A 7731-nucleotide genomic window follows, 5' to 3' on the forward strand; every position below is an offset into this window, starting at 1 on the left:
CAAATCCGGCTACGTGGTAGTCGATTTGAAGCGCATGAATCGCATCATCGAGGTGAACGAAGAGTTCGCCTACGCGCTGGTCGAACCCGGCGTCACCTATTTTCAGCTGTACGAGTACATCCAGAAAAAAGGCTACAAGCTATGGATCGACCCGGCTGCGCCAGGCTGGGGCAGCGTCCTGGGTAATACCCTGGAGCACGGCGTTGGTTACACGCCTTACGGCGACCACTACATGATGCATTGCGGCATGGAGGTGGTGCTGGCCGATGGCACGGTGCTGCGCACCGGCCAGGGTTCGCTGCCGGGCACGCAGTGCTGGCAGCTGTTTCAGTACGGCTTTGGGCCGGTGCTCGATGGCATCTTCACCCAGTCCAACCTTGGCATCGTCACCAAGATGGGGATGTGGCTGATGCCAGAGCCCCCCGGCTACATGCCGTTCATGATTACTTACCCGAACGAGGACGACCTGTTCGCCATCACCGAAGCGGTGAGGCCGCTAAAGGTCAATATGGTGATCCCCAACGGCGCCTTCACGGTGGGCCTGTTGTGGGAAGCCGCGGTCAAGACCACCAAGGCGCAGTACTCGACCGCCAAGGGGCCGCTTCCGGACAGCACGCTCAAGAAAATTGCCAGTGACCACAAGCTCGGCATGTGGAATTTTTACGCCGCCCTGTACGGGCCTAAACCGATGATGGATAACAGCTTCAAGCTGGTGCGCGACGCTCTGGGCAGTATCCCGGGCGCCAAGTTCTACTTCGACGGGGACCGCAAGGGCGACCCGTCGTGGGATTACCGCGTCAAGCTGATGCGCGGCATCCCCAACATGACCGAATTCAACATCGTCAACTGGGTCAACGGTGGTGCGCACATCGACTTCTCGCCCATCTCGCCCACGCGCGGCGAGGACGCGGTCAAGCAATACGAGATGATCAAGACCCGCGCCCATGAGTACGGTTTCGATTACATCGGCGAGTTCGCAGTCGGCTGGCGCGACATGCACCACGTATTCCAGCTGATTTTCAACCGCAGCGACGAGGCCGAGAGGAAGCGCGCGCACGAATTGTTCGGCGTGTTGATAGACGAGGCAGCCAAGGCCGGTTACGGCGAGTACCGCACGCACCTGGCATTCATGGATCAGATCGCCGGCACCTACGACTGGAACGACGGCGCACTCTGGAAACTGCATCACCGACTCAAGGATGCACTGGATCCGAATGGCATCCTGTCGCCCGGCAAGATGGGCATCTGGCCCAAACACATGCGGGAGGAAAAAGCATGATCCGGCGCACGCTCGGACTTATCCTGCTGGTGGCAAGCGTCGGCGTTACCGCCTCCGAAACTGCAGCCGACGGCATCGATGCCCGCCCGCGCAGCGGCGAAAAATCCTGGCAGCTGTTCTGCGAAGGCTGCCACAAACCCGGCACCGAGGGCCCCGGCACGCGCGTGCTTGCAGACCGCCTCGGCTGGGACAAGGCGCCGCTGAAAGGTCGCCAGGATCTGGACCCGACCTACGTCAAACACGTGGTGCGCCGCGGCCTGATCGAAATGGCGCCGCTGCGACCAACCGACATCACCGATGAGGAACTGGACGCCCTCATCACCTATTTACGCCAACCCTGAGTACGAAAGGATTCGCATGAACGCTCCGCAATCACACACCCCCGTCACGCTGGACCACTGGATCGGCGGAGCCGCTGTCGCCCCGTCAGGCGGCACCTATTTCGACAACCTGAATCCGTTGGATGACTCCCTGTACGCACGCGCCGCGGACGGCAACGCGGCGGACGTGGAGCGCGCCGTGCAGGCGGCGGAGCAAGCCTTCCCGGCCTTTCGCAAACTACTTGCCAAGGACCGCGAGGCACTGCTGCAAAAAGCCGCGGCCCTGCTGGAGCGCGACCGCCAGGAGTTCGTCGACATCCTGATCGACGAGGTCGGCTCGCCACTGATGAAAGCCGGTTTCGAGGTGCAGTTCGCCATCGGCATGCTGCGCGCGGCGGCCGGCGTGCCGCGGCGCATTACCGGGCAGACCTTGCCGTCCGACTCGGCGGACCGTTGGAGCCTGTCCCTACGCGAGCCGCTGGGTGTGGTGGCCGGCATCACGCCGTTCAATGTGCCGATGATCAAGGTCATCAAGCAGTCGGCCATGGCGCTGGCCTGCGGCAATACCTTCGTCAACCTGCCTTCGGAACACGCGCCACGGCTGTCGCTGCGAGTGGCGCAGCTGTACCAGGAGGCCGGTTTTCCGGCTGGCAGCTTCAACGTGGTATTGGGTAATGGCGCCGTGATTGGCGACGCCCTGACCGGCCATGCGCTGGTCAAATCGGTCACCTTCACCGGCTCGTCGGTGGTCGGCCGGCACATCGCGGAAATCTGCGCCAAACAGCTCAAGAAATTCACCCTGGAGCTGGGCGGCAAGAGCCCGCTGATCGTCATGGACGATGCCGACCTGGCCGGCGCTGTGCGCGCCGCCGCCATGGGCACGTTCTTCTACCAGGGCCAGGCCTGCATGGCCTCGTCACGGATCCTGGTCCAGCGCGGCATTTTCGAGCGCTTCTCGCAGGCCCTGGCTGGCGCCGCGGCGGGCCTGAAAGGCGGCGATCTGCGCGATCCAGGCACCACGCTGGGACCCATCATTTCCGGCCGCCAGCGCAGCCGGGTCAAGACCCATATCGAGGACGCCACCGCCAAGGGCGCGCGCCTGCTGGCCGGCGGCACGTTCAGCGGCTTTCAGTGCGCCCCGACGGTACTGACCGACGTCACGTCCGACATGACGCTGTTCTACGAGGAAACCTTCGGCCCGGTCACATCGCTGTACCCGTTCGACACGCTGGAAGAAGCCCTCGCCATGGCCAACGACACGCCCTACGGCCTGTCGGCGGCCATCTACACCAGCAATATCAACAGCGCGCTGACGGCGGCGTCCGGGATTCACACCGGCATGGTGCATATCAACGCGCCCAGCCTGTACGACGAGCCGCACGTGCCGTTCGGCGGCGTCGGGCAGAGCGGCGTTGGCCGCGAGGGCACGGACTGTGATCTGGACGCCATGACGGAATGGAAGTGGGTGACCATCCAGCTGCCGACCGACGCGCCCGGCCACCACTAATCACCCGCAGACCAACCGCAGGAGGCGACACGCCATGAACAAATTCTCGGATCTGCCGATCAAGCTGGCGAGCTCAGTGCGCTCGTTGCGCGATTTCCTGGACTTGCTGGAGAGCCACGACCAGTGCATCACCTGGCCGGACCCGATCATGCCGGAGCCGGACATCCGCGAGATCTGTGTCGCCTCCGGGCAGGACGTGCCGGGCGCACCCGCCATCCTGTTCGACAAGATTCGCGGCTATCCGGACAAGCGCCTGGTGACCGGGGTACACGGCAGCTGGGCCAACCTTGCCATCCTGCTCGGGCACCCGAAGAACACCACCATCAAGGCAATGTTCTACGACATCATCAGCCGCTGGGGCTCGGACAAAGCCCAGTTGCCGCGCGTCAAGCCGGATCAGGCACCGGTGCACGAGGTGCGTATCGAGCGCGATATCAACCTGTACGACATCCTGCCGCTGTACCGCATCAACGACTTCGACGGCGGCTACTACATCGGCAAGGCCAACGTGGTCAGCCGTGACCCGCTGGACCCGGACAACTTCGGCAAGCAGAACGTCGGCATCTATCGCATCCAGCCGCACGGGCCGGATGAGTTCACGCTGATGAGCGTGCCCATCCACGACATGGGCCGCCACATGCAGGCGGCCGAGGAAACCGGCAAGCCGCTCAGGATCGCCGTCATGCTGGGCAACCACCCGGCGATGGCCATGTTTGCCGCCACGCCCATCGGCTACGACGAGTCCGAGTACGCCTACGCCTCGGCCATGATGGGCTCACCGATCGAACTGACCGAATCGGGCAATGGCCTGGACATCCAGGCCCACGCCGAGATCGTCATCGAGGCCGAGTACATCCATGGCCGGCGCGAGTTCGAGGGTCCGTTTGGCGAGTTCCCGGGCTCCTACAGTGGCGTGCGCCGGGCGCCGATGTTCAAGGTCACGGCCGTCTCGCACCGCAAGAACCCGATCTTCGAGAACATCTACATCGGCCGTGGCTGGACCGAGCACGACACGCTGATCGGACTGAACACCTCGGCGCCGATCTATGCGGTGCTCAAGAAGGAATTCCCCGAAGTGGTGGCCGTCAACGCGTTGTACCAGCACGGCCTGACCGGCATCATCTCGGTCAAGAACCGCTTCGCCGGCTTTGCCAAGAGCATTGCGCTGCGGGCGCTGTCGACGCCGCACGGGTTGATGTACCTGAAGAACCTGATCATGGTCGACGCCGACGTGGACCCGTTCGACCTGAACCAGGTCATGTGGGCGCTGTCAGTGCGCACCCGCGCCAGCGACATCATGGTCCTGAACGACATGGCCATGATCATGATCGACCCGGCCGCGGTGAACCCCGGCAAGGGCCATCACCTGATCATCGACGCCACCACACACATGCCGCCGGACCCCATCGGTGGCGACGTGGAAATCGTCAGCCCCCCGTCCGGCCCGGCCATTGATGCCCTGGCCGCCCGCATCCGCGCCCTCCAGGGAGGTAATTGACATGGCCTTGAACTGCCCACGCTGCGGCGGCGATCAGAACCGCGTCGAACACCAGGGCAAGGAAAACGGTACCGTGATCTGGACCGTGCACTACTGCACTGCCTGTTGCTTCACCTGGCGTGACACGGAACCGGCGTTGTCGATCGACCCGGCCAAGCGCCGCAAGGTGTTTCAGATCGACCCCAGCCACCCGGAGCGGTTCGGCGTGGTCATTCCAGTCGTTCCCCGATAAGCGGGTCGCGGCGTTAACGTTTCCTGGCTGTGGAGAGGGATGACGATGACCAGGTTGGACTATCTGCGTTATATGGCGCCCGCCGTGTTGGTGGCCTTTGGGGTTGCTGGCCTGTGGCTGGGTGGCCACTGGGTGTGGCTGGGCTTCGCGGCATTTTTGGTGGTGGCGGTGATAGACCCCCTGCTGGGCAAGGACCACAGCATGCGCAAGGGCGCCCATCCGGTGCTTGCCGACGCTATTTTGTATTTTCAGGTGCTGCCAGTTGGACTGCTGTGGGCACTGTTTGCCTGGCGCATCGGCACTGCCAGCGAAGGCCTCACGGCGATCGATTACTTCGGCGCGGCCATGTCGGTGGCATTCATGACCGCCTTGGGCGGCCTGCCGGCGGCGCACGAGATGTTTCACAGCAACAGCAGGCTGGGCAAGTTTGTCGGCAGCGCGCTCGGAACAATCTTTGCCTCCGGCTACGCCTCGCTGGCCCACGTGCACGTGCATCACATCCATACCGACACGCCGGACGACACCGAAACGCCTTACCGCGGCGAGACCGTTTACCACTTCGTGTTTCGCGCCGCTTACCGGCAGCATCGGCGTAGCTGGCAGATCGAATTGGCGCGCCTGCGCAAACTGGGCTTGGGCTTCTGGTCGCCAGGGAACCTCATCCTGCAGGGACTTCTGATGTATGCGGCGCTGCTGGGCGGCTTTTACCTTGCCACTGGATTCACCGGCCTGTTGCTGCTGATGCTGGTGTCGGCGCTGGGTCTGTTCATCCTGGAAATCTTCAGCTACATCCAGCACTACGGGCTGGTGCGCGAGGACGGCACGCCGATAGAGGACCGCCACGCCTGGAACCATCTGACGCCGCTGGGCCGGGCACTGACGTTCGAGATCGTCACCCACTCCCAGCACCACGTCGATCCGGACCGTCCCTACTGGCGCCTGACGCCGCGGCCCGACGCCCCACAAATGCCCAGCGCCGTGACCTGTTTCGTGCTGTCGCTGGTGCCGCCGCTGTGGGAGCGCATGATTGGCCGGCCGCTGCTGGAGCACTGGGATACCCACCACGCGAGCGCTCGTGAACGGGAGCTGGCGATAGCGGCCAACCGTGCGGCTGGTTGGCCTGACTGGCTCAACGACAAGCCAATGCCAGTGGCAGCGTGAGATCAATGCCGGACACAGAGCTGGCCGCCATTACAAGCGGAGCAAGAACATGAAAATCGAGACGATCAACACCTGGATTGATGATCGCATCGCCGATGGTGTGTTCGACGTAAATCGCGACGTCTACCTGAATCCCGATCTGTTCGACCTGGAGATGAAACACATCTTCGAGTCCAGCTGGTTGTACCTGTGCCACGAGAGCCAGATCCCGAACGCAGGCGATTACTTCGCCACCCACATGGGCCGCCAGCCGGTGTTCATCGTGCGCGGCAAGGATGGCCAGGCGCGCGGGTTTGTGAACGCCTGCGCCCACCGTGGCGCCACCCTGTGCCGCACTCGCAAGGGCAACGAGCAGTTTTTCACCTGTCCGTACCACGGCTGGGTGTACGACACCGCCGGCAAGAACGTGAACATCAAGGATCACGACAGCGGTGCCTACCCGGCCGCCTTCGATGCCCAATCCCACGACCTGACGGCAATTCCGAAGTTGGAGTCTTACCGCGGTTTTGTGTTCGGCTCACTGAGCGCTGATGTGCCGACGCTGGCCGAGCATCTGGGTGCCGCGACGCCGTTTATCGACCTCATGGCCGACCAGTCGCCGGACGGCCTCGAAGTGCTGCGCGGCAGCTCCACCTATACCTACAACGCCAACTGGAAGCTACAAGCCGAAAACGGCGTTGACGGTTACCACGTGACCAGCGTGCACGCCAATTATGTCGCCATGGTCCAGCGGCGCATGGCGATGGGCAAGGAGGACAAGGTCAAGGCCATCGTCGGTGGCGGCGACATCACCAAGATGACCAGTGGTACGTACGACCTTGGCATGGGCCATACCCTGCTGTGGGGCGAAGTGCCAGGCGCCAACGACCGGCCCCTGGCGCAACGCCGCGGCGAGATCGAACAGCGCCTGGGACCGGTGCAGGCACAGTGGATGATTAACTTCAGCCGTAACCTGGGCCTGTTCCCGAATGTGTTCCTGATGGACCAGACGTCGACCCAGATCCGGGTGTTCCGGCCATTGGCGGTGGACAAGACCGAGGTCACCATTTTTTGCGTCGCGCCCAGGGGCGAAAGTGCCTCGGCGCGCACACGCCGAGTCCGCCAGTACGAGGATTTTTTCAACGCCACCGGCATGGCAACGCCGGATGACCTGAGCGAATTCGAGGCCTGCCAGGAGGGCAACCAGGGCCTTGCCGGCACCCTGCAGCACCTTGACCGAGGTCTGGCCAGACTGACCATGGGCGCCGATGACGCCGCCAGCAAGGTCGGCGCCAGTCCCCATTCGGTTGGTCCGAACTGGGCCGACGAGAATATCTTCCACAGCTTCTACCGGCGTTGGCATCAGTTGCTGACCCGGGCGCGCTGAGGCAATCCCGTCCCACCGGAGGTTTCCCATGAACAAGCCCGTCGAAACACAGTCTTTCTTCAATCCCGACGAACTGGTGGTTGATCAACCAGCGGACGGCACGTTTCTGGTCAGCCGACGGCTGTTCACCGACGCCGAGCTGTTCGACCTCGAGATGAAGCACATCTACGAGGCGAGTTGGATCTTCGTGTGCCATGAAAGCCAGATTCCGAATGCCGGCGATTACTTCGCCACCCACATGGGCCGCCAACCGGTGTTCATCGTGCGCGGCAAGGATGGCCAGGCGCGCGGGTTTGTGAACGCCTGCGCCCACCGTGGCGCCACCCTGTGCCGCACTCGCAAGGGCAACGAGCAGTTTTTCACCTGTC

8 protein-coding genes are annotated in these 7731 nt (G+C 63.3%); all 8 read left to right on the forward strand.

Annotated elements, in window-relative coordinates:
• Window positions 1–1279: FAD-binding oxidoreductase (locus ABZF37_RS12625; protein ID WP_372720454.1), on the forward strand; the 1279-nt coding region annotated here is incomplete at its 5' end.
• Window positions 1276–1620 (forward strand): cytochrome c, encoded by a 345-nt coding sequence (locus tag ABZF37_RS12630; RefSeq protein ID WP_372720456.1) that lies wholly within the window; start codon window positions 1276–1278, stop codon window positions 1618–1620. The genes ABZF37_RS12625 and ABZF37_RS12630, both read left to right, overlap by 4 nt.
• A 16-nt stretch (window positions 1621–1636) precedes the next feature.
• Window positions 1637–3106 (forward strand): aldehyde dehydrogenase family protein, encoded by a 1470-nt coding sequence (locus ABZF37_RS12635; RefSeq protein ID WP_372720458.1) that lies wholly within the window; start codon window positions 1637–1639, stop codon window positions 3104–3106.
• Between the two features lie 34 nt (window positions 3107–3140).
• Window positions 3141–4604 carry a non-oxidative hydroxyarylic acid decarboxylases subunit C gene (locus ABZF37_RS12640; RefSeq protein ID WP_372720460.1) on the forward strand — a complete coding sequence of 488 codons (1464 nt, stop codon included), beginning with the start codon at window positions 3141–3143 and terminating at the stop codon, window positions 4602–4604.
• Between the two features lies 1 nt (window position 4605).
• Window positions 4606–4836, forward strand: a complete 231-nt coding sequence (locus ABZF37_RS12645) for a non-oxidative hydroxyarylic acid decarboxylases subunit D (protein WP_372720462.1) — start codon at window positions 4606–4608, stop codon at window positions 4834–4836.
• Between the two features lie 45 nt (window positions 4837–4881).
• Window positions 4882–5997 (forward strand): alkane 1-monooxygenase, encoded by a 1116-nt coding sequence (locus tag ABZF37_RS12650; RefSeq protein WP_372720464.1) that lies wholly within the window; start codon window positions 4882–4884, stop codon window positions 5995–5997.
• 49 nt (window positions 5998–6046) lie between these two features.
• Complete coding sequence (locus ABZF37_RS12655; protein WP_372720466.1) at window positions 6047–7363, forward strand: SRPBCC family protein; 1317 nt, start codon at window positions 6047–6049, stop codon at window positions 7361–7363.
• Between the two features lie 28 nt (window positions 7364–7391).
• Window positions 7392–7731: aromatic ring-hydroxylating dioxygenase subunit alpha (locus tag ABZF37_RS12660; protein WP_372720468.1), on the forward strand; the 340-nt coding region annotated here is incomplete at its 3' end.

The organism is Immundisolibacter sp. (genome assembly GCF_041601295.1).
Classification (GTDB): Bacteria; Pseudomonadota; Gammaproteobacteria; order Immundisolibacterales; family Immundisolibacteraceae; genus Immundisolibacter.